General features: G+C 59.9%; 23 protein-coding genes. 15 read left to right on the forward strand and 8 right to left on the reverse strand.

Annotated elements, in window-relative coordinates; genetic code table 11:
• Positions 1 to 3 precede the first annotated feature (3 nt).
• Positions 4 to 891, forward strand: coding sequence for a cytochrome c oxidase subunit 3 (locus tag NUW46_RS00360; RefSeq protein ID WP_418141089.1), 888 nt, complete (start codon positions 4 to 6; stop codon positions 889 to 891).
• Positions 892 to 901: 10 nt separating this feature from the next.
• On the opposite strand, the gene NUW46_RS00365 is transcribed toward NUW46_RS00360, so the two are convergent.
• Entirely contained in the window at positions 902 to 1,105 is a 204-nt protein-coding gene (locus tag NUW46_RS00365; protein WP_069182470.1) for a twin transmembrane helix small protein, read from the reverse strand.
• Positions 1,106 to 1,185: 80 nt separating this feature from the next.
• On the opposite strand from NUW46_RS00365, the gene NUW46_RS00370 reads away from it, so the two are divergent.
• The 6 genes from NUW46_RS00370 to hrpB all read left to right on the forward strand — a co-directional run bounded on the left by NUW46_RS00370 (position 1,186) and on the right by hrpB (position 7,900).
• A complete protein-coding gene (locus NUW46_RS00370; protein ID WP_418141090.1) occupies positions 1,186 to 1,920 on the forward strand; it encodes an SURF1 family protein in 735 nt (244 codons plus the stop codon).
• 11 nt (positions 1,921 to 1,931) lie between these two features.
• The gene (locus tag NUW46_RS00375; protein WP_069182828.1) at positions 1,932 to 2,570 is read left to right on the forward strand and encodes a hypothetical protein; all 639 of its coding nucleotides are present in this window, start codon (positions 1,932 to 1,934) and stop codon (positions 2,568 to 2,570) included.
• Between the two features lie 64 nt (positions 2,571 to 2,634).
• Positions 2,635 to 3,696, forward strand: coding sequence for a COX15/CtaA family protein (locus NUW46_RS00380; RefSeq protein WP_418142068.1), 1,062 nt, complete (start codon positions 2,635 to 2,637; stop codon positions 3,694 to 3,696).
• Entirely contained in the window at positions 3,693 to 4,613 is a 921-nt protein-coding gene (cyoE, locus tag NUW46_RS00385; RefSeq protein ID WP_418141091.1) for a heme o synthase, read from the forward strand. Before NUW46_RS00380 ends, cyoE begins: the two co-directional genes overlap by 4 nt.
• 114 nt (positions 4,614 to 4,727) lie before the next feature.
• Entirely contained in the window at positions 4,728 to 5,399 is a 672-nt protein-coding gene (locus NUW46_RS00390) for an SCO family protein (protein ID WP_136630974.1), read from the forward strand.
• Between the two features lie 20 nt (positions 5,400 to 5,419).
• A complete protein-coding gene (hrpB, locus tag NUW46_RS00395) occupies positions 5,420 to 7,900 on the forward strand; it encodes an ATP-dependent helicase HrpB (RefSeq protein WP_418141092.1) in 2,481 nt (826 codons plus the stop codon).
• Here hrpB and NUW46_RS00400 read toward each other — a convergent pair.
• Positions 7,854 to 8,708, reverse strand: a complete 855-nt coding sequence (locus NUW46_RS00400; RefSeq protein WP_305965413.1) for a translation initiation factor eIF-2B — start codon at positions 8,706 to 8,708, stop codon at positions 7,854 to 7,856. The genes hrpB and NUW46_RS00400 overlap by 47 nt on opposite strands.
• A gap of 63 nt (positions 8,709 to 8,771) precedes the next feature.
• A complete protein-coding gene (locus tag NUW46_RS00405) occupies positions 8,772 to 9,140 on the reverse strand; it encodes a DUF6746 family protein (protein ID WP_305965414.1) in 369 nt (122 codons plus the stop codon).
• Between the two features lie 169 nt (positions 9,141 to 9,309).
• Here NUW46_RS00405 and NUW46_RS00410 point away from each other — a divergent pair, with 169 nt between their 5' ends.
• Both NUW46_RS00410 and NUW46_RS00415 read left to right on the forward strand, forming a co-directional pair.
• Positions 9,310 to 10,128 carry an ATP-grasp domain-containing protein gene (locus NUW46_RS00410; RefSeq protein ID WP_418141093.1) on the forward strand — a complete coding sequence of 273 codons (819 nt, stop codon included), beginning with the start codon at positions 9,310 to 9,312 and terminating at the stop codon, positions 10,126 to 10,128.
• A gap of 180 nt (positions 10,129 to 10,308) precedes the next feature.
• Positions 10,309 to 11,484 carry a type III PLP-dependent enzyme gene (locus NUW46_RS00415; RefSeq protein ID WP_069182477.1) on the forward strand — a complete coding sequence of 392 codons (1,176 nt, stop codon included), beginning with the start codon at positions 10,309 to 10,311 and terminating at the stop codon, positions 11,482 to 11,484.
• 170 nt (positions 11,485 to 11,654) lie between these two features.
• Here NUW46_RS00415 and NUW46_RS00420 read toward each other — a convergent pair whose 3' ends face one another.
• The 4 genes from NUW46_RS00420 to NUW46_RS00435 are packed head-to-tail and all read right to left on the reverse strand — an operon-like array spanning position 11,655 to position 16,152.
• Positions 11,655 to 12,857: a CynX/NimT family MFS transporter gene (locus NUW46_RS00420; protein WP_418141094.1), complete on the reverse strand. Its 1,203-nt coding sequence runs from the start codon at positions 12,855 to 12,857 to the stop codon at positions 11,655 to 11,657.
• A 12-nt stretch (positions 12,858 to 12,869) separates the two neighbouring features.
• The gene (locus tag NUW46_RS00425) at positions 12,870 to 13,265 is read right to left on the reverse strand and encodes an ectoine synthase (protein ID WP_069182478.1); all 396 of its coding nucleotides are present in this window, start codon (positions 13,263 to 13,265) and stop codon (positions 12,870 to 12,872) included.
• A gap of 50 nt (positions 13,266 to 13,315) precedes the next feature.
• A complete protein-coding gene (locus NUW46_RS00430; protein ID WP_153634179.1) occupies positions 13,316 to 14,746 on the reverse strand; it encodes a GTPase/DUF3482 domain-containing protein in 1,431 nt (476 codons plus the stop codon).
• Positions 14,743 to 16,152 carry a DUF2868 domain-containing protein gene (locus NUW46_RS00435; protein ID WP_418141095.1) on the reverse strand — a complete coding sequence of 470 codons (1,410 nt, stop codon included), beginning with the start codon at positions 16,150 to 16,152 and terminating at the stop codon, positions 14,743 to 14,745. The genes NUW46_RS00430 and NUW46_RS00435 overlap by 4 nt, the downstream gene beginning before the upstream one ends.
• Before the next feature lie 97 nt (positions 16,153 to 16,249).
• Here NUW46_RS00435 and NUW46_RS00440 point away from each other — a divergent pair, with 97 nt between their 5' ends.
• On the forward strand, positions 16,250 to 16,612 hold the full coding sequence (locus NUW46_RS00440) for a DUF6164 family protein (protein WP_418141096.1): 363 nt from the start codon (positions 16,250 to 16,252) through the stop codon (positions 16,610 to 16,612).
• 11 nt (positions 16,613 to 16,623) lie between these two features.
• On the opposite strand, the gene NUW46_RS00445 is transcribed toward NUW46_RS00440, so the two are convergent.
• A complete protein-coding gene (locus NUW46_RS00445) occupies positions 16,624 to 17,547 on the reverse strand; it encodes an alpha/beta hydrolase fold domain-containing protein (RefSeq protein WP_418141097.1) in 924 nt (307 codons plus the stop codon).
• A 351-nt stretch (positions 17,548 to 17,898) separates the two neighbouring features.
• Here NUW46_RS00445 and NUW46_RS00450 point away from each other — a divergent pair, with 351 nt between their 5' ends.
• The 5 genes from NUW46_RS00450 (at position 17,899) to NUW46_RS00470 (ending at position 25,055) form a co-directional block, all read left to right on the forward strand.
• Positions 17,899 to 20,004: a 3-hydroxybutyrate oligomer hydrolase family protein gene (locus NUW46_RS00450; protein ID WP_418141098.1), complete on the forward strand. Its 2,106-nt coding sequence runs from the start codon at positions 17,899 to 17,901 to the stop codon at positions 20,002 to 20,004.
• Between the two features lie 142 nt (positions 20,005 to 20,146).
• Entirely contained in the window at positions 20,147 to 21,559 is a 1,413-nt protein-coding gene (locus tag NUW46_RS00455; RefSeq protein WP_069182832.1) for a sigma-54 interaction domain-containing protein, read from the forward strand.
• Between the two features lie 324 nt (positions 21,560 to 21,883).
• Positions 21,884 to 22,936, forward strand: a complete 1,053-nt coding sequence (locus NUW46_RS00460) for a TRAP transporter substrate-binding protein (protein WP_069182483.1) — start codon at positions 21,884 to 21,886, stop codon at positions 22,934 to 22,936.
• Between the two features lie 116 nt (positions 22,937 to 23,052).
• Positions 23,053 to 23,691 carry a TRAP transporter small permease subunit gene (locus tag NUW46_RS00465; protein ID WP_418141099.1) on the forward strand — a complete coding sequence of 213 codons (639 nt, stop codon included), beginning with the start codon at positions 23,053 to 23,055 and terminating at the stop codon, positions 23,689 to 23,691.
• Positions 23,691 to 25,055 carry a TRAP transporter large permease gene (locus NUW46_RS00470; RefSeq protein ID WP_069182485.1) on the forward strand — a complete coding sequence of 455 codons (1,365 nt, stop codon included), beginning with the start codon at positions 23,691 to 23,693 and terminating at the stop codon, positions 25,053 to 25,055. Before NUW46_RS00465 ends, NUW46_RS00470 begins: the two co-directional genes overlap by 1 nt.
• Positions 25,056 to 25,065: the final 10 nt, after the last annotated feature.

The following is a 25,065-nucleotide window of genomic DNA, read 5'->3' on the forward strand; positions in this document are numbered from 1 at the left end:
GTCATGGCGGAAAACCAGACCTATTACGTTCCGGAACAAAGCAAGTGGCCCATCATCGCGACCGTTGGCCTGGGGGTGACCCTCTACGGGGTGGCCGCCATCATGGTCAATGGCAAGCAGGGGGAGAGCACAACTGGCGCCTGGATCATGTTCCTGATCGGCGCCCTGATCATGGCTTATATGCTGTTTGGCTGGTTCGGGAACGTTATTAAAGAAAGCCGGGCTGGGCTATATAGCGCACAGATGGACCGCTCGTTCCGATGGGGGATGAGTTGGTTCATCTTCTCGGAGGTGATGTTTTTCGCGGCGTTTTTCGGCGCCCTGTTCTACGTTCGCGTGTTTGTCGTGCCCTGGCTCGGCGGCGAGGGTGACAAAGGCAGTACCAATATGTTGTGGGAGGGGTTTTCCGCCAATTGGCCGCTGATCAACAACCCCAATCCGGAAGCTTACCCCGGCCCCAAGGAAGTGATCAGCGCCTGGGGTTTGCCGCTGATGAACACCATTTTGCTGGTCACCTCGTCATTTACGATTACGGTGGCTCACCATGCCCTGAAAGTGGGTAATCGGGCGAAAACCAAGCTCTGGCTGGCAATAACCATTGCTCTTGCACTGGTGTTCCTGTTCGTACAGGGCTATGAATACATGCACGCCTATCAGGATCTGGACCTGACCCTCGCCTCCGGCATATATGGCAGCACCTTCTTTATGCTAACCGGGTTCCATGGAGCCCATGTAATGCTGGGTTCGTTGATGCTCATCATCATGCTTGTTCGCATCAACAAGGGGCACTTCACCGCCGAAAAGCATTTTGGCTTCGAGGCAGCGGCCTGGTACTGGCACTTCGTGGATGTTGTCTGGCTGGGCTTGTTCGTTTTCGTCTACATCATTTGAGGTTTGCGGGTCAGGGCGTCGGATTTAATGTCAGGGCGCCCTGCCACAGAGCGATCAGAATCACCGCCAGGAGCAGTATGCTAAGCGCGACCCGGACGGCAAGGGAGTTGACCACCCGATGGGTCTTGCCGCCATCCTTGATCAGAAAGAAAAGGCCGCTGAACAGGCTCACCACCACGGCAAGCATCAGGAAAACGATAAAGGCCTTGAGCATGAGAGTTCCTGTTTTTATTGGTGTTGTGAATGTACGGGGCGGAACAGGTTCCGGACTCGCTGAGGTCACTATAGCAGAGCATGTCTGATTCGCAGCGCACACACCGCCAATGGCACTTTGACTGGCGGTTGCTGGTGTTCAGCGGCGTATTTCTGCCTTTGCTGGTCAGCCTGGGTGTCTGGCAACTGAACCGGGCCGAGGAAAAGCAGGTCCTGCTGGAGCAGTGGCAGCAGGAAGCAGAAAACCTGGCATGGCAGGACATGGTGTCCGGAGATCTGACCAGTGGCCGGCCAGTGACATTAACCGGCATGTACGGAAGCCGGACCTGGCTTCTGGACAACCGGACCCGGGACGGAGCTCCCGGGTATGAGGTGCTTACAGAGTTTCGACCGCTTGAGGGGCCGACGGTGGTCATCAATCGCGGTTGGGTACAGGCGCCGCGAACCCGGGCTGAGCTCCCGGACATCGCAACGCCCGAGGGCATTTTCACCCTGGAAGGGCGGATCAGCGATTACCCGGTACCTCCGGTGCTGGTGGACCAGCCGGCGGCCGAGGATCAGTGGCCCCGGCGAGTGCAGAGTCTCTCCGAGCAGGTTGCGCGGCTGGAGATCCCGGAACTTCCCGACAGGATTGTGCGGCTTTCCGGGGAGGGCCAACCGGGCGCTTACCGCGCGGATTGGGAACCGGACCTGATGGGGCCGCAAACCCATTACGGATATGCCACGCAATGGTTTGCGCTGGCCGTGGCGCTGACTATATTGACGGTAGTGGCGAGCTATAGAAAGCGCGAGTTATCGAAAGACAGGAGCCAATAATGACAATGACAATGGCTAACCGGATATCCAACCAGGAACAGAACGAAGGGCCAACCCCGGAGCAGGCCCGTCGCGGTCGCCGCACAGCGTTCCTGCTGTTTGCGCTCGGCTTTGGGCCGATGATTGTCGCAACCATCATGTTTTACACCGGCTGGCTGAACCCTGCCGGCCACACCAACAACGGCGTTCTGCTTCAGCCCGTGGCCCCGGTCTCGACGCTCAACCTTGAAACTGCGTCCGGCACTCCGCTGGCGGAGCGCTTCGGTCCGGATAAAGCCGACCCGGACTGGCTGATGATCGTGGCTGCCGGACAGTGTGGCAGCCAGTGCGAGGAACTGCTCTATCTGGCCAGACAGGTGAATATTGCCCTTGGCAAGAACGCCAATCGTGTCTCCAGGGCGGCCGCACTGGGGAGTGTGCCTTCCGATCTGCAGGCGCGTTGGTCTTCCGAGTACAGCTCCATGGAACGCCTTGTGCCGGCCGCAGGTGCTCAGCCCAACTGGCCATCCGGTATCAATCCGGACGCCGAGCCCCGCATCCTGCTGGTCGATCCCTTCGGTAATGTGATGATGCATTACGGCTCCGAACATACCGGCAAGGATATGCTGGAGGATCTCAAGCATCTGCTCAAACTGTCGCAGATCGGTTAATGGTCACAGTGGGGATCCAGCCTTGAATCAGTCTCCTCAATCATCCTCCCAAGCCGCCCGGAAGATGGCCAAGTGGGCCACGTTCGCCGTTCTGCTGGCGGTTGTCGTCATCATGCTGGGTGCCTGGACCCGTCTGGTGCATGCCGGGCTCGGCTGTCCGGACTGGCCCGGATGCTATGGCTTTCTGACGGTACCCCAGAGCGAATCCAGCATTGCTATCGCCAATGCCCGTTTCCCGGATACGCCGGTGGACGTGGAAAAGGGCTGGCCGGAAATGATCCATCGCTATGCCGCCGGGACTCTCGGTCTGGTGGTCTTCGGGCTGGCGGCCTATGCCGTTCGCCGCCGTCGCGACGGTGTTCCTGTGAAGCTGCCGCTGTTTATTGCCGGGTTTATCATCCTTCAGGGTGCCTTCGGCATGTGGACCGTTACCCTGAAACTCTGGCCCCAGGTGGTGGCGTTACACCTCCTCGGTGGCTTTACCACCCTGAGTTTGCTGACACTGCTTACCTTCCGGCTGCGACGGCAGGCCAGCCAGAAGCGGGACCAGGAGCCGCCGCCAAAGACTGCACTGGCCGGTTTCCGGCCCTGGCTGTATGGCGGGCTCCTCCTTGTGGTGATGCAGATTGCCCTGGGGGCCTGGACAGCCGCCAATTACGCCGCCGTTGCCTGTACCGACCTGCCTACCTGCCAGGGTCAGTGGTGGCCTGCGGGTATGGATTTCCGGCACGGCTTTGATGTCACCCAGCACGTGGGCCCCAACTATCTCGGGGGGCAGCTTACGGCGGACGGGCGAGTCGCCATCCATGTCACCCACAGGCTAGGCGCCATGGTGGTGCTGGTTTATTTCACGGCATTGCTGGCACTGATGTGGCGTCGACGCGGCGATTCGGGACTCGACAACGCCATCAAGCTGGTGGCGGTGGTATTGGCGGCCCAGATCCTGTTGGGGCTGGCCAACGTTATCTTCCATATTCCCCTGTCCATTGCCGTGGCCCATAACGCCATGGGCGCGGGACTTCTTTTGTCAGTGATTCACCTGATCTGGCAGCATCAACTGTTGCCAAAAACGCACACAGCCACAGCACCAAACACAACAACAATGACCCAGGAGGTTACGGCATGAGCGAGCAAGTGGAAGCACTGCCGGCCCAGGCAATTGCGAGCGACTCCAGAACAACCATTTCCTGGCGTGACTACCTGGAGCTGACCAAGCCCAGGGTGGTCGCGCTGATGATCCTCACCTCGGTGATCGGCATGCTGCTGGCGGCGCCGGGGGTGCCCGGTTGGGGCGTGTTGATATGGGGTAACCTGGGTATTGCCCTGCTGGCCGGCGCTGCTGCGGTGGTGAACCATGTGGTGGATCAGAAAATCGACACGGTGATGGCACGTACCCGCAAGCGGCCCGTGGCCACCGGCAAGATTGCGCCCATGGACGCGTTCCTGTTTGCGGCCATACTCGCCAGTGTGGGTATGGCGGTATTGATGTTGCAGGTGAACCACCTCACTGCCTGGCTGACCCTGGCCTCCCTGGTGGGCTATGCCGGTGTCTATACCCTGTTTCTCAAGCGGGCCACGCCCCAGAACATCACCATTGGCGGTCTGGCCGGTGCCATGCCTCCGCTGCTGGGTTGGACCGCCGTGACCGGCCAGGTTGAGGGCCATGCCCTGTTGCTGGTGCTGATCATTTTTGCCTGGACGCCTCCGCATTTCTGGGCACTGGCCATCCACCGCAAGGAAGAATACGCGAAGGCGGGTATTCCGATGCTGCCGGTCACCCACGGCAACAAGTTCACCGAGCTGCACATCCTGCTCTACACTCTGATGCTGCTGGCTGTCAGCCTGCTACCTTTTGTCACAGGTATGTCCGGCGGCATTTACCTGGTAGGCGCCCTGGCCCTTGGCCTGCGCTTCCTGCAGTACGCGGTGCGGCTGTTGAAAGGGGATGACCGCCGCGTTGCCCTGAATACCTTCAAGTATTCCATCACTTACCTCATGGCGCTGTTTGTGGTATTGCTTGTGGATCATTTTGTATTCTTCTGAGTCAGAGAGTTAACGCAGGCTGGAATGGCTTTCCGAAACACGCTGTGAATACGGCCGTGTACGCTCGGCTCCGCCATCCCAGCCCGCTTATCTGACCTTTGAATTGGACGATCCATGAAAACTTCCAGCTCTATTCGCCTCACTCTGTTTTTCCTGCTGCTAATCGTTGTTCTGATCTTTGGACTGGTTGTCGGACGGCAGGTGTTCCTGGTGGGTAACCAGGAACCGATTCCGGCGCCGGAGCTGACCGAATTCAATACGTATGTCTATGATCAGCCTCGGCAATTGGCAGAGTTCACGCTGACGGATGAGAACGGTGAAACGGTCACCCGGGAAAGCCTGAGGGGTCGCTGGACTTTTGCGTTTGTCGGCTACACCAATTGCCCGGATATCTGCCCGGCGGCCATGGCCAATCTGCGCCAGACCGACAAGCTGCTTTCGAAGGAACTGCCCCAGCCGGACTATCTACTGGTGAGTGCGGATCCAGAGCACGACACCCCGGAGAAACTCAAAGCCTACACCGATTTCTTCGGTGAGAACTTCCACGGCCTGACCGGCGATCTCGACACCCTCCGGACATTGGCTAAAAGCCTGAGCGCTGTGTTCGTGCACCGGGAGGTGGATGGCGAGCTGCTGGTGGATCACAGCGGCCACTTCGCCCTGCTGAATCCCGATGGCGAACTGGCTGCGGTGATCCAGCCGCCTCATAATCCGCACAACCTGGCCGAGGCCTTCGAGCGGATCTACCAGTGGGCGAAAGCCAATCGCGACCGGGTAAGCTCCTGACGCCATAGAACCCGGAACCGATGCTCCCGATTGATGCCATTCTCCCAGAGTTGCAAGCAGCTCTGGAGCAGACCAGTACCGTGCTCCTGCAGGCCCCACCGGGCGCCGGCAAAACCACCCGTGTTCCCCTCGCGCTCCTCGATGCGTCCTGGCGCGGCGATGGCAAGATTCTTATGCTCGAGCCCCGTCGGCTGGCGGCGCGGTCTGCGGCCCGATTCATGGCCAGGCAACTCAGTGAAAAGCCAGGCCAGACGGTTGGCTATCGCACACGGCTGGATACACAGGTTTCTCCCGCGACCCGCATTGAAGTGGTGACCGAGGGCATCCTGACCCGGCTGATCCAGGCCGACCCGATGCTGGAGGACTATGCGGCGGTCATCTTCGACGAGTTCCACGAGCGCTCGCTTCAGGCGGATCTTGGCCTTGCCCTGGTGCGGGAATCGCAGCAGGCGTTGCGGGAGGATCTGCGGCTGCTGGTGATGTCCGCGACTCTGGATACCGCACCCATCGCAAGGTTGCTGGGCGACGTGCCCGTTATTACCAGTGAGGGGCGCGCGTTTCCGGTGGAGGTCCATTACCGGCCGACGTCTCGCAACAGCCGCCTGGTGGACCAGGTTACGTCGGTGGTTCAGGAGGCCTTGAGGGATCAAACCGGCTCCCTGCTGGTGTTCCTGCCCGGTGCCGGAGAGATTCGCCGGGTCGAGCAGCAGCTGATTGGCAACCTGCCAGACCGTGTGACGGTTGCACCGCTCTACGGCAACCTGAAATCGGAGCAGCAGGATCAGGCCATCTCTCCCGCGCCCGAGGGTCAACGTAAGGTGGTGCTGGCCACGGCCATCGCCGAAACCAGTCTGACGATTGAAGGCGTCCGGGTTGTGATCGACAGCGGCCAGCAGCGCCGGGCGGTGTTTGATCCCAACAGCGGCATGACGCGACTGGTGACCGGTCGGGTGTCGAAAGCGTCGGCGGAGCAGAGAAAAGGCCGGGCCGGCCGGGTGGAATCGGGGGTCTGTTATCGCTTGTGGGGCGAATCGGAACAATTCGGTCTGGCCGACTACACGCCCCCGGAAATCCTGGAGGCCGATCTGGCACCCCTGGTTCTGGAACTGGCCCAGTGGGGTGCCCGTGAGGCCGCCGCTGTTTCCTGGATTGATGAGCCACCCGCCGCTCACTGGCAACAGGCGGTGGCCCTGTTGCAGTGGCTGGACATGCTCGATACAGCCGGAGCGATAACGGATCACGGCAAGGCGGCCCGTGACCTGGGAATACACCCGCGCCTGGCACATATGGTGTTGAAAGGCCGCGCTATCGGCCTTGAAGGGCCTGCTGCTGCACTGGCTGCCCTGCTGGAAGAGCGGGATCTTCTGGGCTCTGGTGCCGGGGCAGCCATGCACGAGCGGATTCGTGTTTTCTATGGGGAGCGACGTGATCGCACGCTGGATGCTGCTCGCCTGAAGGCTTTGCGCCAGTCCGCCAGGCGTCTTGCAGGGCCTGCTGCGACGGATGCGCCCATGCCGTCCGAGACGGAGGTAGGGCGGTTGCTGGCCCTGGCCTATCCGGATCGTATCGCGCGACGACGCCCGGGCAAGGCGCCCAGGTATCAACTCAGCAATGGCAAAGGCGCCGCACTGAGAGAGGATGATCCCCTGGCGCGGCACGAGTGGCTGGTGGCTGCGGAGCTGGATGGCAGGGCCCGGGAAGCCACCATCTACCTTGCGGCGCCGGTGGATATCCCGGATCTGGAGTCGGATCTGGCTGACCATATCCACGAGACCGAGGAGGCAATGTGGGACGAGGGCCAGGGCAAGATTATCGCCAGAGAGGTCCGTAAGCTGGGCGAACTGGTGCTGCAGGAAAAACCCATTGCGCAGGTTGACCCGGAGCTGGTTCAGCAGGGCCTGATCAATGCCATCCGGAAAAAGGGCCTGGCAAGCCTGCCCTGGACTGACGATGGCCTTCAGTGGCGGGCCCGTGTGCGGTTGCTCGCCGGGTCTTTCCCTGATGATGGCTGGCCGGACACAAGCGATGCGGCCTTGCTGGAAAATCTGGAGCACTGGCTTGGACCGTTTCTGGCCGGCATGAACCGGTGGTCTGATCTGGCCCGGATCGACCTGCTGCAGGCCCTGAACAGTCTGCTTGATTATCCGGCCCAGCAGCAGCTTCAGGCCCTGGCGCCGACGCACCTGACCATCCCGACGGGACAGCGGGTGCGCCTGGACTATACCGCCGACAACGGTCCGGTTCTGGCGGCCAAGCTGCAGGCGCTGTTCGGCTGGACGGAGACTCCGGCCGTGGCAGGGGGGCGGAAACCGGTGGTGATCCATCTGCTGTCACCGGCCCAGCGCCCCCTGGCGGTCACCGCGGATCTGGCCAGTTTCTGGTGCAACGCCTATCCCGAGGTGCGCAAGGACATGCGTGGACGGTACCCCAAGCATCCCTGGCCTGAAGATCCCCTTACCGCCGAGGCCCAGCAGGGTACGAAAAAACGCCCTGCTCGCTGATCCGATGGCTGACCAAGGCGTGTGGCACCCGCTCAAAATAGACGTTCCGGTGAGTTATCCACTCCCCTTCAGGTGCGTTGAGCTCGTCGGCTGGCATTTCCTCAAGCTCGACCAAACCGGGATTCGCGTCGCTATTGCGGAAGCTGTCCGCGAGAACCCAGAAAGATTTGCCGGCAGCCCGGGCTGCCAGGGCCAGCAGGTAGGTTCCGCTTTTGTTGATAAAACAGCCATCGTCCAGCCAGGTATCACACCCGGTGATCACCACATCGGCTTCCGGGACAAAGAGGCCCATCTGCGCATCCGTAATCAGCGTGACAGGCACTGAGAGTTCATCCAGGGCACGGGCCAGGGAGTGACCCTCAAACCCCGGACTGCTCTGGGTACAGATAACGGAAAAGCTCTGCTGGTTCTCGGCCATGCTCCGGAACAGGGCCAGGACGACTGAGCTGGCACTGTGGGTCATGATCACGGGGGTTGTCGGCAAATGCTCGCGGGCGTGCCGGGCAATGGTGGTAGTGGCATCCTGTAAACGATCGCGCGTGTCGATGATGGCCGCTCGCGCGGCGTGTGGATCGCTGCTCAATCGCTGTTCGATCATGGCCAGCGCATTGCCGATCACGATCATGCTAGGCCGGGCCGCCCTCAGTTCCGCTAGCAGACGGGAAAGGATCTCGACGTCCGGCGCAACCTCGTCCAGGTAGGACAAAAGTTCGTTGAGGGTATTCAGCGCCAGTTGGGTGGCGCCGGACTGAACGTCTGCTCGTAGCCCTGAGAGCAGGGTGCGTGCCCTGGTATCGAGTTCCCGCATCGTGCCGGCTCCTGAGTCTTCGTTGACTCCAGGGTAGCAGTGGCGGCCGGGTTTGTCCGATGCTTACTCGATGACCTTCCGACTGACACTCAAGAACTTCTCACCGTTGATTTTCACCGTGTCCGGGTCGGCATGCTCGGACGCGACGTGGATCGTTTCAAGGGTTGCGGCGAGGGCGTCAAATTCCGCGTTGATTTTGCCCAGGGCGTTTTCCAGGGTGTAGGTCAGTTTGTGGACTTCGCCCATGGCTTCGGGCGTCAGCTCACCGTCCAGAACCTGTTCAAGCTTGCTATTGTATTCCGAGAAGTTATTCACAGCCTGCTCCAGGGATTTTGCGGGTTCACCTTTGAAATGCTCCACTTCATCGCTGAACGCAAAGGGTGTTGTCGCAAGGCCGGCACAGGTCAGAAGCAAAATCAGGGGCTTTTTCATGGCTATCACCTTTAATGACAATAATAATGATTGGCGATAAGTTTACTGTCGAAGGAGAAGGGTGCATTGATTTTTGTCAGTCCCGCTGAAAAGAAAGGAAAATACCGCTTGCCAGGATCCTAGCCCTGTATAAAATACGCGCAATTCAATCCTCGAGTGCGCAGTATCCATGCACCTTGTTTCCTTCGATATTTTCCGGACCCTGGGCTTTCCCAACACCACCGTTCTGAAGCCGGACCAGTTTCTGCGCCATAAAGAATTGTTGCGGGAGGCTGACTGGGTCCTGTTCCCCGAATACTGGCAGCTGAACGCCCTGGTTCATGGACTCAAATGCCGGGTATTTCCGAGTGTTGCAAGCTACCGCATCGGCCATGACAAGGTCGAGATGACCCGGGCGTTTCAGGCGGTGGCCCCGGAGCACACACCCTGGACGATGGTCGAGGCGAATGGCCCGTTGGAACGGGACATGATCTGGGACACCATGTCCCATCCGTTCGTGGCGAAGCTGCCGAAGGCCAGCATGGGCGAGGGGGTTTGGCTGATCGAAACCCGAGAGGATTGGCGGCGCTATTGCGAGTGCACTGATGTTCTGTATGCCCAGGAATACCTGCCTCTCGACCGCGATGCCCGTGTTGTGGTGGTTGGTGATCGGGTGCTGACGGCCTATTGGCGAACTCAGGCTGATCAGGGCTTCTACAATAACGTCGCTCGCGGCGGCCGCATTGATAGGAGTCCGGTACCCGAGGTAATGACCGATCTGGCGTTAAGACTTGCCCGGGAATTGGGTGTTGATCACGCCGGTTTTGATATTGCCCTGGTGGAAGGCTATCCCTACGTGCTGGAATTCAACCGGCTTTTTGGCAATCAGGGTCTCGGTCAGGGTAGCGAATTGCAGGAGGCGATACTGGGCTATCTTAGGAAGCAGACTGCGCCGGAAGACCCGGATGGGCCCACAGAGCCGACGCCACTCTGGCCAGTGGCCGTCTGAGGGTTTTCCCGCGAGATTTCATGCCATTGGCGGTGCTGACGTCGTTCATTACTTATGGGTAGATATGCTCATATCCGGGCCTGAAAAAAAGCCCGATGATCGCGCCATCTTATGGGTGCTGCAGCCTTGCTGTGGCGCCTTTTTTTATGTCTGTTTGCCCTGTGGAGGGACACACCACCCATGACCGAAGCCGCTAACGCTAACATCGCCGATTACTACGAAGCTGAGACTTTCAAGCGCATCAAGGACTTTGCCGACGGCAAGGAAACCCCGTTTGTGGTGATTGATACCGCAACGATTGACCGTCAGTACGACGAGCTCATCGAGGGTTTTCCCTACGCCAAGGTCTACTATGCGGTGAAAGCCAATCCGGCGCCGCAGATACTGACCATGCTGCGTGATAAAGGTGCCTGTTTCGATATCGCATCGGTGTATGAGCTGGACAAGGTGATGGCCCTGGGCGTGACCGGTGAGCGGATTAGCTACGGCAATACCATCAAGAAGGCGAAGGACATTCGCACCTTCTACGAGAAGGGTGTTCGGATGTTCGCCACAGACTCGGAAGCAGACCTTCGCAACATTGCCAAGGCGGCCCCCGGCTCGAAGGTGTACGTGCGCATCCTGACCGAAGGCACCCTGACCGCCGACTGGCCGCTGTCCCGCAAGTTCGGCTGCCAGACTGACATGGCCATGGATCTGTTGATCCTGGCCCGTGACCTGGGCCTGGTACCTTACGGTGTGTCGTTCCACGTGGGTTCCCAGCAGCGGGAAATCGGCGCCTGGGACGCGGCCCTGAACAAGGTGAAGGTGATTTTCGAGCGCCTGAAGGAAGAGGACGGCATCGAGCTGAAGATGATCAACATGGGTGGCGGTTTTCCGGCCAATTACATCACCCGCACGAACGAGCTGAAGGTGTACGCGGAGGAGATCGCCCGCTTCCTGCACGAGGATTTTGGCGCGGAGCTGCCGGAGATCATCATCGAGCCGGGCCGTTCGCTGATTTCCAATGCCGGTGTGCTGGTGAGTGAGGTGGTGCTGATTTCCCGGAAATCCCGCACTGCCCTGCACCGCTGGGTGTTTACCGATGTGGGCAAGTTTTCAGGCCTGATCGAGACGCTGGATGAGGCGATCAAGTTTCCGATCTGGACCGAGAAGGTGGGCGAAGGCGAGGACTGTGTGATTGCCGGGCCGACGTGTGACAGTGCCGATATCATGTACGAGCACCACAAGTATCCGTTGCCGTTGAATCTGGCGATTGGGGATCGGATGTATTGGTTGTCTACCGGTGCTTATACCACGACGTATAGCGCCATTGAGTTTAATGGGTTTCCTCCGTTGAAGGACTATTACATCTGACCATGTATTAGTTCGGAGTCTGGCCGCGGGGCGGGGGTGTCCTTTCCTCTGGGAAAAACAACTCGCTTTGCTCAGACATTTTTTCCCGGCGGAAAGGACACCCCCGCCCCACGGCCGTTCCGGCTGGATACGGGGAGTCCGCGAAGGGAAAATTGGTATTCAGAGAAGGATCAGCTTTCGGGCTGGTCCTTTTTTCGTTCCAGGTTCAGGGTAAAGGCTAGGGGCAAGACCAGCAGGCCGTAGGTGATCATCAGCATCAGGGCGTGGCGGGCATCGCCTGTCCAGTCGGCGACGACACCGCCAAGCATGGGCACGCAAAAAGCGACGGTGTAACCGACCAGAAAGGTGCCGGCGGAGAGGCGGCCAGTTTCGGCGGCGGAGACCACCAGCGGAGGTATCGCGACAAGCAGGATCAGGAGCATGCCGGCGACCAAGCTCATGAGGGTGGCACTGACGATGGACCACCAGCCGTTGAGCATGACCGCGCCAATGGCGCCGAGCAGGCTGATGCTGGCCAGTGTGGCGATGACGCCACGACGGCCGACCCAGTAGCGCGCCATTTTCAGCATGATCAGGGAAGCGAAGACCTGGGCAAGGTTGTACCAGAACAGGGCGTCCGGCAGTTTGTCGAACTGGCCCTGATGCTGCAGAAGGTTGCCCATGTACGCGTTGAGGCCAAAAAACAATGAGCCGGAGAGGCCGAGCAGAAGACCGATTCTCAGGGTCAAGGGGTTATGCCAGTCCGGTAGCCAGGCCACTTTTCGCACCGGTTTGGCCCGGTCCCGTTTGGGTAGGAACAGGGCCGCAGCAATCAGCAGCCCCGGGAGTGACCAGGCCAATAGGGTGGCGCGCCAGCTGTTATCCAGCAGGGGCATGAGCACAGGCAGCGTGATGCCGGCACCGATGAACTCCCCCATCAGCATGCCGTTCATGTAGATCGCCGAGCCTAACGCGAGGTGGTGGGGTTCCAGCCATCGGGGCAGCAGTGCCGGCAGTGACGGTTGCATCATGGAGACGCCGATACCCATGATTGCACTGGCAATCATCAGGGTCAGGGTGTCGGGCATCAGGCCGCGCCCGGCGGAGCCGATCACCATGATCACCATGGCCAGAGCCAGGGTATTGCGGGGGCCAATCCGGGCAATCGCCAGGGAGCCGGGCATGGAGCCAATGGCCAGCATCAGGATGGGCAGGGTGGTGAGGGCGCCGGTGAGGGCCTGGGTTAATGCCAGTTCATCACCAATGAACGGCGCCAGGGGCGGTGCAACCAGTACGGGTATGCGCAGGTAAACTCCGGCCAGCCAAAGCAACACCGCCACCGGCAGCAGCCTGGCTGGCGGTGGCGGTGTGGTCGCGGCCTGGGGTTCAGCCACGCTCAAAACGAATCAGTCTTCGCCGGTATCTGGCAGGTAGGCGCCGTCTTCGTCGTGGACTTCACGGCCGGTTACCGGCGGGTTGAAGGCACAGATCAGGCGCATGTCCTCGGTGCCACCGTACAGGGTGTGCTGGTCATGCTTGTCGAGTGCGTAGAGGGTGCCGTCGGTGATCTCGTGGGTTTCACCAGTGGCTTTGTCCAGAATTTTGCCGTTACCGGCGACGCAGTAGACCGCTTCCAGGTGGTGTTTGTACCAGAGGTTCAGTTCGGCGCCTGCCGGGATAATGGTCTCGTGGAAGGAGAAGCCCATGCCGTCTTTCTTGAGCAGCATGCGGCGACTGGTCCAGCCGGGGCCGTGTACTTCGCGCTCGGTACCGATGATGTCTTGCACTCGTACGATTTTCATTCGCATTCCTCATTTTGTGATGGAATAGCCTTTAAGTATAAACATCGTTTTCAGTTGCGGTTCAACCGCCAATCGTCGTAAACAGCCATGGCCTGTTCGATCGAGTTGGCGAATTTTTCCCGCTGATGTTCATCCAGAGGGCGCCGTTTCCGGCTTTTATCGAAGGCTTTCTGAATCTGTTGCCGGCTCGATTTTTCCAGGCGTTCGAGCCAGTGATGGTCTGCCGGCTCGAGGTCCAACAGGTCGCGGCCAGCGTGATTGCGGTGGGAGATGTGCCACCAGTGATCCACTGCCCTTCCTAATACAACATAGCCGAACTGACTGTCCTGTACAGGGCCAAAGGTAGCTGTTTTCAAACCGTCCCGAAGTACCCCGATGTTCAGCGCCGGCAGGGCCAGCCGATCACCGTAGAAATAACTCCCGGCGGCACCGATGAGTCCGCCTACCAGAGCGCCGGTTCCGAGGGAGGAGCCGAAGGTCAGTGCGTCGATCCCGGCACCGCTGACGGCACCGGCGCCGAAGCCGGCGGTGGCCAGGTAGCGTTTGCTGACGGCCCAGGCTTTGCGGCTGTCTTCCGAGAACAGGTCGTGCTCACTGTGCCATTCCAGTTCGGCTTCCTGACGGCGGATGCGCTGGTGCTGATACAGGTGTTCGATATCCACGCGGAGGGTCTGTTCCCGCTTCCGCTGATGGCGGTACCAGTTCCGGCGCAGCTGGTCGGCCAGTGAATCGTCACTGGTCCCGGCCGCCTGGCCAGCGGTCAGGGTGCGTTTTTCCTGGAACGACATCATGTCCTCGAGTGCCCTGGCGATCAGTGCAGCGGCTTGTTGGCGGCGCTGTTGGCGCTGGGCAGACAGAAAATGCGTGGCCTGCTCCAGAGGCGCTTCCCAGTCTGGCTCCAGTTGTCCGAATGCGCGTAAAAGGCCGAGATGTTGCTCGAAAGGAGCGCGAACGGCGTCGAAGCGGCGAACAACCTGGAAGAATTGGCCCAGTGCTGACTGCCAGGTGTCACTGTAATCGTCGGCTCCGATGCTGTTGATCAATGCCAGGCTGGGCCGGCCGGTCCAGCGCAGGATGGTCATTTCCGCCTCGTGTTCGGCGCTGTAAGGTACCGAGCCGTCCACCACGTAAATGATTCCGGCACCCTCGATCAGGGGCGTCAGAAGCTCGCATTCATCGGTGAAACGGCCATCCCCCTGATGTTGAGTGACAAAGGCTTTGACCGTGTCGGCGTGGTCTGACGCGGAGACACTGTGGGCTTCCAGCCACTCCAGTACCCGGCGCGGGCGCTGGAAACCGGGGGTGTCTACCAGGGTGTAGAGGATCTGCCCATCCACTTTCAGGGGGTAGGCCTGGCGCTTGCGGGTGGTGCCGGGCTCCAGGGCAATGGCGATGGCGTCATTCTGGGACAGGGTGGCAACCACGCTGGATTTGCCCTTGTTCGGGTGCCCAACGACGGCAAACGTAGGTGCCTTTGTCATAAATGCTCCCCGAGTGCTGAATAGGGATCCCGCATCTGGAGGGGCGGTAGCGACACCTGAACGAAATCGATGCCAACCCGTTCGGCAAATCGGAGCCAGGGCTGTATCTGATGGGCATCAGGCTCCTGGCTGCTATCCGGGGCCAGGGGTACCAGAGCGACCCTGGATCCGTCGGGCCAGATGCCGCGGGCACTCTCCAGAAAGTCCGCCAGTTCACCCGTGGGGGGCTGCCAGCTGCGCACCAGCAGGATAACGGGTTTTGGGCGCGCTCTCAGATGCACAGCGATTGACTGCATGGCCTGATCATCGTCCGAGAGGCTCGCGGTGCCGCCGGCATGAAGTACAAACTGTTTGCCTGAACGGAGCCCCTCTGGCAATTCCGGCTCGCCGGCGCCAGCCCAGCAAAGCAGGATGTCGCTGTCCGGCAGTGGCAGGCAATCGCTTCGAGCGTTCGTATCCGGCAGGTCGTCGGCATCATGGTGGCTGTTTCCGGTGTCCAGGGCAGGCGTTTCCAGACGATACATGAGGGCATGCATGGCCGGGTGACTGGCGAGCAACCGGCGTGCTTTTTGTCGGGTCTGGGTGAGGGCGAATCCCCAGAGAAGCAAACGTGGTAGCAGAATCCAGGTTGTCCAGAGCATGGTGACAAAGGGCCACCACTGGCCCCAGAGGGCCGGGTCCGGATTTGTCGCAGGTTCTCCGGCCCGGAAGAAACGCGTTGCCTCGACCAGGCTGAGATCCGGGGCGGCCGCCGGCCAGAACCAGGCCCAGGGCATTGCGACCGCGCTCACCAGTTCGTGGTAGCTCGCCGCAGCGGTGTCCAGGGTCGTTCTCCAGCCAAAGGCAAGATCCTGGACCACCACCATGGCCAGCAGGGTGATCAGCCCGGCACTGGCGAACGCGATGCCGCCCAGGTGAGCGGCCCTGGCCATCAGCAGTGGCTGGAGTCTGTTGAATTCCCCATGGCCAGGGTTGGCCCCGAAACGCTGTAACAGCCAACGCCAGGGCTGCCATCCGGCCAGAGACTGCACGGTGGTAAACAGGGCAAGGGCCAGATGCAGTAAAACGAAGGCCAGAAACACCGTGATGTTGATGCGCTGGCCGCCGTCGTAGAACAGCAGTCCGGCCATGGTCAGCATGCCGGCGATCAGCCCCACGGCCGCAAAACCTGTAGCAATCCGGCGCCAGGACCGCAGAATCGGGTCGGCGGATGTCTGGGTTGTTCCGGGTCCACTGAGCCGGTTCAGGTGGGCCAGCCAACGGGCAGCGTCCGGGGCCACGCCCTGCTCTTCGCACATCAGTGCGAACTTGCGGTCGCGGCGATGCAGGAAGGTGGGGGGCTGTGATCTGTCCCGTTGCGCCTGGTTTTCAAACTCCAGCAGTAATCGGAGGGAGCTGTCGGTCATTCAGAGTTCCGGTGTCGAATTCGGGCAGTCGGGCCCGGTCGGGCTTTAGTGCTAGGATATAGGGATACCCGCACCCGATACCAGACAACGAGAGTCCATGCCCCACCATCTGATGAACCTGCGCCATGTACCCGATGACGAGGCCGATGAAATCCGGGCTCTGTTCGATGCCCACGAGGTGGCCTACTACGAGACACCACCCAGCCGCTGGGGCATCAGCATGGGCGGTTTCTGGGTTCATGATGACGATGAGGCAGCAAGGGCCCGGGCACTGCTGGATGAGTATCAGCGGCAACGCTACGAAACCCAGCGGCAGGCCTACGAGGAACATATGGCCCGAGGCGAATCCGGCGGTTTCTGGTTCATGCTCAGGCAGCGGCCAGTCCGGACCCTCGCCGCCTGCATTGCCATCCTGGTGATCATGGGCCTGAGTCTGCTTCCGTTCATCCGGATCGCGTAGCGGACAGGGTCTTAGCCCTCTTGCTGGCGGGCTTGCTGACCAACGAGGAACCCGATCGCTGCGTCCACCGCTTCGCCTGCGGTCAAAAAGCTGGTGACGTGCCCCCGCAGGTGCATTTCATACAGTTCGCTGTAAACCTGATGATCCTCAAGCGCTTCCTGAAATCGCTTTGCCTGGTCGAATGGCACCAGCATATCCATGGCACCGTGAAACAGGAAAAAAGGCGGTGAGTCGGCGGTCACATGGCTGATTGGTGATGCTTTGCGATAGATTTCCGGTATGTCCTGCTGCTCGCCACCCAGGAATTGCCGGATCAGCTTGCCCGAACCAAAGGCCATCAGGTCGGAAGGCAGGCCCCCTGTGACGACCGCATGCAATCGGGTTTCCGGCCCGCCGTGGGGCTGGTTCAGGTCGCTGTCGGAGCTCGCCACCAGGGCGAGGAGCGCAATCAGATGGGCGCCGGAGGAAAAGCCAAAGCCGCTTACCCGACCTGCGTCCAGTTGATACTCGTCGGCGTGCCGGTTCAGCCACTGTCGGGCCAGTTGCAGATCATAGAGCTGGGCCGGGAAGGTGTGTGCCGGGGCAAACCGGTAGTCGATGTTCAGCACTGCGAAACCGTGGCTGGCCACTTCCTCCGCGATCCAGGCCATGTCTTCCCGGGATCGGCGTTGCCAGCCACCACCGTGGACCATCAGAACAACGGGGTGGCGGGCCTCTGAGGCCTGCCCGGTCGGGAGGTAGAGGTCGGCGAACAGGGCTTCTGGCCAACCATCGGGAGAGAACCGCAAATCCTGTTCTATCCGGAAGGGTCCTTCATCCGGGAGGCTGGCGGTGGTTGACCCATTGTGATGGGTCGCGCAGCCTGCGAGGATCAGCAGACTACCGATCAACCCGAATATCCCACCACGTCTCAGTCGTGTCTGGTAGACGGACAATGGCATCTCCTCTATGAAGCGGCTGAAAGCGTCTGTCTGATTTACGAAGCGGCAATGATGGTGGATGTTGGCCTGGCGCTTGAGCCGGCCCAGACTCCATTGTCCGACATTCCATACAGCGTCCGGTATTCAGGACAATCTGCTCAAAGTGCGCTCTCACAGTCTTTCATGCTCATCGATTGGCAAGAGACTGTCCGGAAATCCGGAACAATTGTTCGAAGCAAATCCCAAAGATGGATTAAAGGTATATAAATCAGAAAGATACCTGGTTGGCACAGGATCCGCATGGCGTTCCCGGGGCCCGGCTTGAGGCCTGGTCTGTTCGTTTACAACAACAAACAAGGAACGATCATGAAACGAATAATGCTCTGCGCCCTCATCGGCGCCACGGGGATGACCCTCACTGCCTGCAAGGATAACCCTCCCTTCAACAAGATCCCTGATTTTATCCAGGGCGACATAACCCAGACCAGTTACGACGGGATAAATGATGACCTGTTGACCGCCGGCCTCGGTGCCAGCGGTCTGGCCAGTGCGCCCGCGCCGGCATTCGCAGATCCCTTGAACCCGACCGCGACGGAACTCCGCCGATTGGCGATCTATAACAACTACCGTGCATTGGTGGATACCGCGACAGGCGGAGGGTATGGCACCTTCTTTGGTCCCCAGGTGGGCGCCAGCGGTGAAGGACTCATTCCGGGCGACGAATACATCGCCTACATGGCGGTTCCGGGTACCGACGTGCCGGTGACGGTCATGGCCCAGGTGCCTGATAGCTTTGATCCCGATCGCCCCTGCATGGTGACGGCGCCGTCGTCCGGCTCCCGTGGCATCTATGGTGCCATAGGTACGGCCGGCGAATGGGGATTGAAAAAGGGATGCGCCGTTGTCTACACCGATAAGGGTACCGGCACTGGCTCCCATAACCTGGCCACCAACACCGCCCAACGCATTGATGGCACGCTGACCTCTGCCGATGAGCCAGTGCAGTTCCGGGCTGATCTTACGGATGAGCAGCGCGCAGATTTCGACAGCGTCTGGCCGGACCGGTTTGCCTACAAGCACGCACACTCCAAAGCCAACCCGGAAGCCGATTGGGGGCTGCATGTGTTGCAGTCTATTGAATTCGGGTTCTATGTGCTGAACGAGAAGTTTGGTCGGGAACTGGGCAATGGCGAAACGCTGTTGACCATCAACCCCAAAAATACCGTGGTGATTGCCTCCAGCGTCTCCAATGGCGGCGGTTCTTCCGTTCGTGCGGCCGAGCAGGACACTCGCGGACTGATTGACGGCGTGGCGGTGTCCGAACCCAACGTGAATCCGGAAGTGGACCGCAGCTTTACCATTCGTCAGGGTGAAGGCCCGGTGATTACCGAGCACAGCCGGAGCCTGCTGGATTACACCACGGCCCTTGCCGTTTACCAGGGCTGTGCCAATCAGGCGCCGGCGATCCGGGACGATGCGCCATTGAACGCCACCTTCAATCCCCCACAGATCGGCGAGAATATCTGTAACTCGCTTGCCAACAAGGGACTGGTAAGCGGTGCCACCCTGGATGACCGGGCCACCGACGCCCTGCGGATTCTGAACGAAGAGTTCGGTATTCAGCCAGAGCAGAATCTGCTGGCGCCCGTGCACTTTGGCCTGGCGGTGGCCCAGAGCATTTCCATGACCTATGCCAACGCCTATGGCCGGGCCGGTGTCGAAGATCGGGTCTGTGATCTCAGCCTGGCGGCCACCGATTCCGCGGGAGCGGTGACCCAGCTGGCGCCCGCTGCAGAGGCGGCCCTGTTTTCGGCCAGCAATGGCATTCCGCCATCGGCCGGGGTGAACATCGTCTACGACGGTGCCGACGGCCAGCCCACAAATCTGCCTGCCAGTGCGTCTCCCAGCACGAATCAATTGGACTATGGCCTGGATGCACTGTTGTGCCTTCGTAGCCTTGCCCAGGGCAGCGACGCCATCAGCGGCGCTGATTTGCAGGCCTCCGACGCCGAGCTGGCAACGGCCATTGCCGACGGTATTTCAGCAGTTCGTGCCTCGGGTGATCTGCAGGGCAAGCCGACGGTCTTCGTTACCGGTCGCGCCGATGCGATTCTGCCAATTAACCACACCTCCAGACCCTATTTCGGCCTGAACCAGCGGGTAGAGGGGAAGAAAAGCAACCTTCGGTACTACGAAATCCTCAACGCCCATCACCTGGATGTGCTCAATGGTTTCCCGGGCGTTGCTGACCGTTATGTGCCGCTGCACCACTACTACTTCCAGGCGCTGGATCTGGTCTGGGCCAATCTGACCGAGAAGCAGGCGTTACCACCAAGCCAGGTGGTTCGGACTGTGCCCCGGGGCAACATCACGACACCGCTGGCAGAGGCCAACCTGCCGGCCATCAACCCCGCGCCGGATGCCGCAGACCAGATTGTCTTTGAAGATGACCAGGTCCGGATTCCGGAATAAAGGAGCCAGCGGCCGGCCCGGTATCGGGCCGGCTTCGTTTGCCCCCGGTCCGGGGGCCTCATATACTTCCGTGACTGCACCCGGCCTGCCGGGTGCCAGGGTTAATACCATGAATGACATTCGACCCGTTGGTGCGCGGTACATGACAGAGCTGTTTTCCGACAAGAACAAGAGTGGACTGACCCGGGACCTGATCGAAGCCCTGTTCCCGATGTTTGAGGAAGCCAGTGCCGGAGCGATCGCTGTCGACCGGAGTGCCCGCATCACCTGGATCAACAGCAGTTATTCCCATCTTCTGGGTCTTGGGGATCCGTCCACAGTGATTGGCAAGCCGGTGCGCCAGCTGATCCCCCATACCCGAATGCCCGAGGTGGTTGAGTCTGGTAAACCCCTGTTGCTGGACATCATGGAACATAACCAGCAACAACTGGTGGTGACACGGCTGCCTTATTTTGACGATGGGGGGCAGATTGTCGGTGCCGTTGCGTTTGTGCTGTACGACGATCTGCAACCCCTGACACCGCTGGTTTCCAAGTACCGGCGACTGCACCAGGATCTGGCAGCGGCCCGCAAGGCACTGGCCAGGAAATCCCGGGGCACCCGTTACAGTCTTGGCGATTTTGTCGGGGCCAGTCCGGCAGCGTTGGAGGTCAAGCGCAGGGCGCGGTTGGCGGCCGGCCGCGATATGCCGGTTCTGCTGCTGGGAGAAACCGGCACCGGTAAAGAAGTGCTTGCCCAGGCGATTCACACCGTCTCGGGTCGTGCAGAGAAGCCGTTCGTAGGTGTGAATGTTGCTGCGATTCCGGACAACCTGCTGGAGGCAGAATTCTTCGGTGTGGCTCCTGGCGCCTACACCGGCGCCGATCGCCGAACCCGGGATGGCAAGTTTCAGCTGGCCAACGGCGGCACGCTGTTCCTGGATGAAGTTGGCGACATGCCGCTGCCCCTGCAGGCCAAGCTCCTGCGTGCCTTACAGGAAGGCGAGATCGAGCCCCTCGGCTCCAACAAGGTGGTGTCGGTGGATGTGCGGGTTATTGCCGCCACCAGTCGAAACCTCGAGGTCATGATTGCCGAGGGCACCTTCCGCTCGGATCTCTACTACCGTCTGAATGTTCTGGAAATTCCCATTCCTCCGTTACGGGATCGTCTGGCGGATCTCGGTGTGCTCTGCGAGGCACTACTTGAAGAGATCTGCGAAGGACTGGAGTTGCGCGGCGAAATTACTGACGCCGGCGTCTCGGCTCTGGGCAGTTACGACTGGCCAGGCAATATCCGGGAGCTGCGCAATGTTCTGGAGCGGGCAATGACCATGGGTGAAGAGGGCGGACTGCTGGATGCCGACGCCATTTTCAAGGTCCTGCCCCGTGGAGGAACGCGCCCGGTTTCTTCGCTGGCTCCACAACCTGTCAGGCCTCTATCCCAGACCCTGGCCGAGGCCGAGGCCCAGGCCATCGAAGAAGCCCTCGTGGCGAGCCGCGGCAATCGCACCCGTGCTGCCAAGCTGCTGGGCATCTCCAGATCCGTCCTTTACGAAAAGCTGGCGAAGCTGTCCTGAATTCCGGACGGCTGTCTGGCAGTCCGTACAACTACCTACGACTGATGTCTAAGACTGTCTGGATATCCGGACATCTCGGTTCGTTTCGATTTTCTCTTCAGCTTCTAACCTTTTGAATTATATGAATAAATATAATCTGGCACGGTGTCTGCTAAATCCGTTACGCAGGACGTCAGAACAATGCAGAGAACAAGGCTGACGCTAACTGTTGGACCCCCAAGACTTACCCTGTCCGTCTGTTCCTGCGTTTTCTGACTATACTCAGATCAGGCCCCGGCTATCCGCGCCAGGCCAGATACAATAACAATGCTAGGAGACTTGCCAATGAAACTTCTCAAGGCTCTCACCGGTGTGGCCGGTGCGATCGCTCTCACCACGGGCTCTGCGTTTGCTGACGATCTGCGCTGGAAAATGCCCGTAGCCTTCGCTACCAACCTTCCGGGCCTCGGTTCTCCCGCTGCCTGGGTTGCAGACAACCTCACTACCGCCTCAGACGGCAGCATCCAGGTCCGTGTATACGAGCCCGGCAAGCTGGTTCCTCCGTTCGACATCCTGCAGTCCGTATCTGACGGCAAGGTTTCGGCTGGCTACACCTGGATCGGTTACGACCAGGGCAAAGTGCCCGCGATTCCTCTGTTTGCGGCAGTTCCCTTCGGTATGAAGCCCTGGGCCTATATCGGCTGGTACTACTACGGCGGTGGTCATGAAATGCTGCAGGAAACCTACGCCAACAAGGGCTTCAACGTGCATGCCCAGCTGTGCGGCATCATCGGGCCCGAAACAGCCGGTTGGTACGCCGAGCCGATTGAATCACTGGAAGACTACCAGGGTCTGAAGATTCGCTTTGCGGGTCTGGGTGGCAAGGTCCTCGAAAAGCTGGGCGCTTCCGTCACCATGATGCCAGGCGGTGAGCTTTATCAGGCGCTTGAGAAAGGCACCATCGATGCCACCGAGTTCTCCATGCCCGCCATCGACCAGATTCTGGGCTTCAATCAGGTGGTCAAGTACAACCTGTTCCCGGGCTGGCACCAGCAGTTCACCGCTCAGTACATGCTGATCAATCAGGACGAGTGGGATCGTGCCACCGAGGCGCAGAAGGCTCTGGTTGAGGCTTCCTGCACCGCGGCCACAACCCGTGGTCTGGCTGAGGGCGAGTACAAGAACGGCAAGGTTCTGGCTGAGTTCCAGGACAAGGGCGTTCAGGCTGACCAGATCCCCCGCGACGTTCTGCTCAAGCTGAAAGACGTAACCCAGGAAGTTCTTGAGGAAGAAGCCGCCAAGGATGCTGACTTCAAGCGTGTCTATGAAAGCCAGCAGGAATTCATGGAAACCTACAAGGTGTGGGATACCCGCGCCTATGTACCGGCGGACCTGTAAGGTTCGGGGCTGACCCAGAGCACCGGATGAAAGTCCGGTGTTCACGTATCTAGTCTGGATGGCCCTGCGGGGCCATCCTTGTTTCATGGCAGGCTTTGTGAACGAGGAACTGTTGTATGACAGTGTCTGATAAAGGCTCACCGCCCGAGGTGCATGCGTCGGCGTCGGACGCCGGTCAATTTATTCATCATCACACCGAGTTCCCGACGACCCGGTTCAGCCGGATCCTGGACGGGGTCATTTCCGCAATTGGCAAGAGCGCTTCCTGGCTCTGGATCGTGGTCACGGGCGTGATTATCTACGCGGTGGTGGGGCGCTATGCCTTCGGCATGGGCTCGGTCACCCTGGAAGAAGTGCAATGGCATCTGGCCGGCGCGGGCTGGTTGTTGGGGCTGGGCTACACCCTGGTGACCGATGATCACGTCAGGGTCGACGTTATCCATGAACGCATGTCGCTTAAAGGCCAGGCCTGGATTGAACTGTTTGGCCTGGTATTCCTGTTGTTACCTTTTCTGGTTCTGGCGGTGTACGAAATGATTCCCTACGCGGTGAGCTCCTGGGAACAGGGCGAGACCAGTCAGGCGCCCGCGGGGCTTCCCTACCGCTGGATTCTCAAGGGCATCCTGGCGCTGTCTTTTGCGCTTCTGATCGTTGCGGCCCTTTCCCGTCTGCTGAAAGTTACCGCTTTGCTTTTCGGCTTTCCAAAGCCAATCCGGGTCGAATCCGGTGAGAACAAGAAAGAGGATGCGTCCTGATGGAGCTTGAAACCCTTTTTGTAATCGGCATGTTCCTCACTTTCGGGGCGCTGTTGATGACCGGTTATCCGGTCGCGTGGGTATTGGGTGGCACCGCGGTTATCTGGACCGTAGTCGGTGTCGTCGCCGTTGAAAATTTTGGTGCCAATCTCTGGTTTGATTACCAGTCTTCAATGGGCCTTGTGCCTGAACGAATATGGAAGGTGGTCAGCAGCGAAACCCTTGTCGCCCTGCCCATGTTTATCTTCATGGGCATCATGCTTGACCAGTCCGGTGTGGCCGAGCGGCTGATGAACAGTATGGTCAAGCTGTTTGGCGCCGTTCGCGGCGGCTATGCCGTCACGGTAATCGTGATCGGCGTTCTGCTGGCCGCGACCACCGGCATCATTGGTGCGTCCGTTGTACTCCTGGGCATGTTGTCCCTGCCGGTCATGATGGAGAACAAATACGACAAGGGGTTTGCCGTGGGTACCGCCTGTGCCACAGGTACCCTGGGTATCCTGATTCCGCCTTCCATCATGTTGGTCTTGATGGCTGACCGCCTGGCGGTTCCCGAGGCCTCGGTAGGTGACCTGTTCATGGGCGCGTTCTTTCCCGGTTTGATGCTGGGTGCCATGTACGTTGCCTACGCCATCCTCCGTCCCATGCTGCAGCCGAACATCGCGCCGGTGCCGGCAGGCACGGAGAAAGTGAGCTGGGCCATCGTCTGGGAAGTGGCCAAGGCAGTGGTGCCAACCGCGGCCCTGATTCTCGGCGTACTGGGCTCCATTTTCGCCGGTGTGGCAACACCGACCGAGGCGTCTGGTGTGGGTGCTCTGGGTGCCCTGTTGCTGGCATTGATGTCTGGCCGACTGAACCTGAAGGTTCTGAATTCCTCCATGCAGCAGACCACCCGGACGGCTGCGTTCATTTTCGCCATCTTCCTGGGCGCAACCGCGTTCTCTGTTGTCCTGCGCGGACTGGGTGGCGATCAGGTGATTGAAGACGCCCTGCTGGGTCTGCCGTTCGGGCCTTATGGCGTGGTCCTCACCATTTTGCTTGGCGTTTTCCTGTTGGGCTTCTTCCTGGACTGGGTCGAGATCACCCTGATCATCCTGCCCCTGGTGGCGCCGGTTGTCCAAAGTCTCGGTTTTGATCTGGTGTGGTTCACTATCCTGTTTGCCATGTGTCTGCAGACATCGTTCCTGACACCGCCGGTCGGATTTGCGCTGTTCTACATCAAGGGCGTGGCGCCGCCGGAGATCGCAGTTACCGATATTTATCGCGGCGTTATTCCGTTCATCATTATTCAGCTGGTAGCTCTGGCCATCGTGTTTGTGGTGCCGGAAATCGCAACCTGGCTGCCCAGCGTCGCTTACGATTAAGGAGAAAATA

Origin of the sequence: Marinobacter sp. MA, assembly GCF_048298425.1 — a bacterium.
Lineage (GTDB): Bacteria > Pseudomonadota > Gammaproteobacteria > Pseudomonadales > Oleiphilaceae > Marinobacter > Marinobacter salsuginis.

Bases quoted from the DNA above. Each gene is read 5' to 3' on its own strand.
- NUW46_RS00360 (WP_418141089.1), top strand. From the start codon at position 4: ATGGCGGAAAACCAGACCTATTACGTTCCGGAACAAAGCAAGTGGCCC.
- NUW46_RS00365 (WP_069182470.1), bottom strand. From the start codon at position 1,105: ATGCTCAAGGCCTTTATCGTTTTCCTGATGCTTGCCGTGGTGGTGAGC.
- NUW46_RS00370 (WP_418141090.1), top strand. From the start codon at position 1,186: ATGTCTGATTCGCAGCGCACACACCGCCAATGGCACTTTGACTGGCGG.
- NUW46_RS00375 (WP_069182828.1), top strand. From the start codon at position 1,932: ATGGCTAACCGGATATCCAACCAGGAACAGAACGAAGGGCCAACCCCG.
- NUW46_RS00380 (WP_418142068.1), top strand. From the start codon at position 2,635: ATGGCCAAGTGGGCCACGTTCGCCGTTCTGCTGGCGGTTGTCGTCATC.
- cyoE (WP_418141091.1), top strand. From the start codon at position 3,693: ATGAGCGAGCAAGTGGAAGCACTGCCGGCCCAGGCAATTGCGAGCGAC.
- NUW46_RS00390 (WP_136630974.1), top strand. From the start codon at position 4,728: ATGAAAACTTCCAGCTCTATTCGCCTCACTCTGTTTTTCCTGCTGCTA.
- hrpB (WP_418141092.1), top strand. From the start codon at position 5,420: ATGCTCCCGATTGATGCCATTCTCCCAGAGTTGCAAGCAGCTCTGGAG.
- NUW46_RS00400 (WP_305965413.1), bottom strand. From the start codon at position 8,708: ATGCGGGAACTCGATACCAGGGCACGCACCCTGCTCTCAGGGCTACGA.
- NUW46_RS00405 (WP_305965414.1), bottom strand. From the start codon at position 9,140: ATGAAAAAGCCCCTGATTTTGCTTCTGACCTGTGCCGGCCTTGCGACA.
- NUW46_RS00410 (WP_418141093.1), top strand. From the start codon at position 9,310: ATGCACCTTGTTTCCTTCGATATTTTCCGGACCCTGGGCTTTCCCAAC.
- NUW46_RS00415 (WP_069182477.1), top strand. From the start codon at position 10,309: ATGACCGAAGCCGCTAACGCTAACATCGCCGATTACTACGAAGCTGAG.
- NUW46_RS00425 (WP_069182478.1), bottom strand. From the start codon at position 13,265: ATGAAAATCGTACGAGTGCAAGACATCATCGGTACCGAGCGCGAAGTA.
- NUW46_RS00430 (WP_153634179.1), bottom strand. From the start codon at position 14,746: ATGACAAAGGCACCTACGTTTGCCGTCGTTGGGCACCCGAACAAGGGC.
- NUW46_RS00435 (WP_418141095.1), bottom strand. From the start codon at position 16,152: ATGACCGACAGCTCCCTCCGATTACTGCTGGAGTTTGAAAACCAGGCG.
- NUW46_RS00440 (WP_418141096.1), top strand. From the start codon at position 16,250: ATGCCCCACCATCTGATGAACCTGCGCCATGTACCCGATGACGAGGCC.
- NUW46_RS00450 (WP_418141098.1), top strand. From the start codon at position 17,899: ATGAAACGAATAATGCTCTGCGCCCTCATCGGCGCCACGGGGATGACC.
- NUW46_RS00455 (WP_069182832.1), top strand. From the start codon at position 20,147: ATGACAGAGCTGTTTTCCGACAAGAACAAGAGTGGACTGACCCGGGAC.
- NUW46_RS00460 (WP_069182483.1), top strand. From the start codon at position 21,884: ATGAAACTTCTCAAGGCTCTCACCGGTGTGGCCGGTGCGATCGCTCTC.
- NUW46_RS00465 (WP_418141099.1), top strand. From the start codon at position 23,053: ATGACAGTGTCTGATAAAGGCTCACCGCCCGAGGTGCATGCGTCGGCG.
- NUW46_RS00470 (WP_069182485.1), top strand. From the start codon at position 23,691: ATGGAGCTTGAAACCCTTTTTGTAATCGGCATGTTCCTCACTTTCGGG.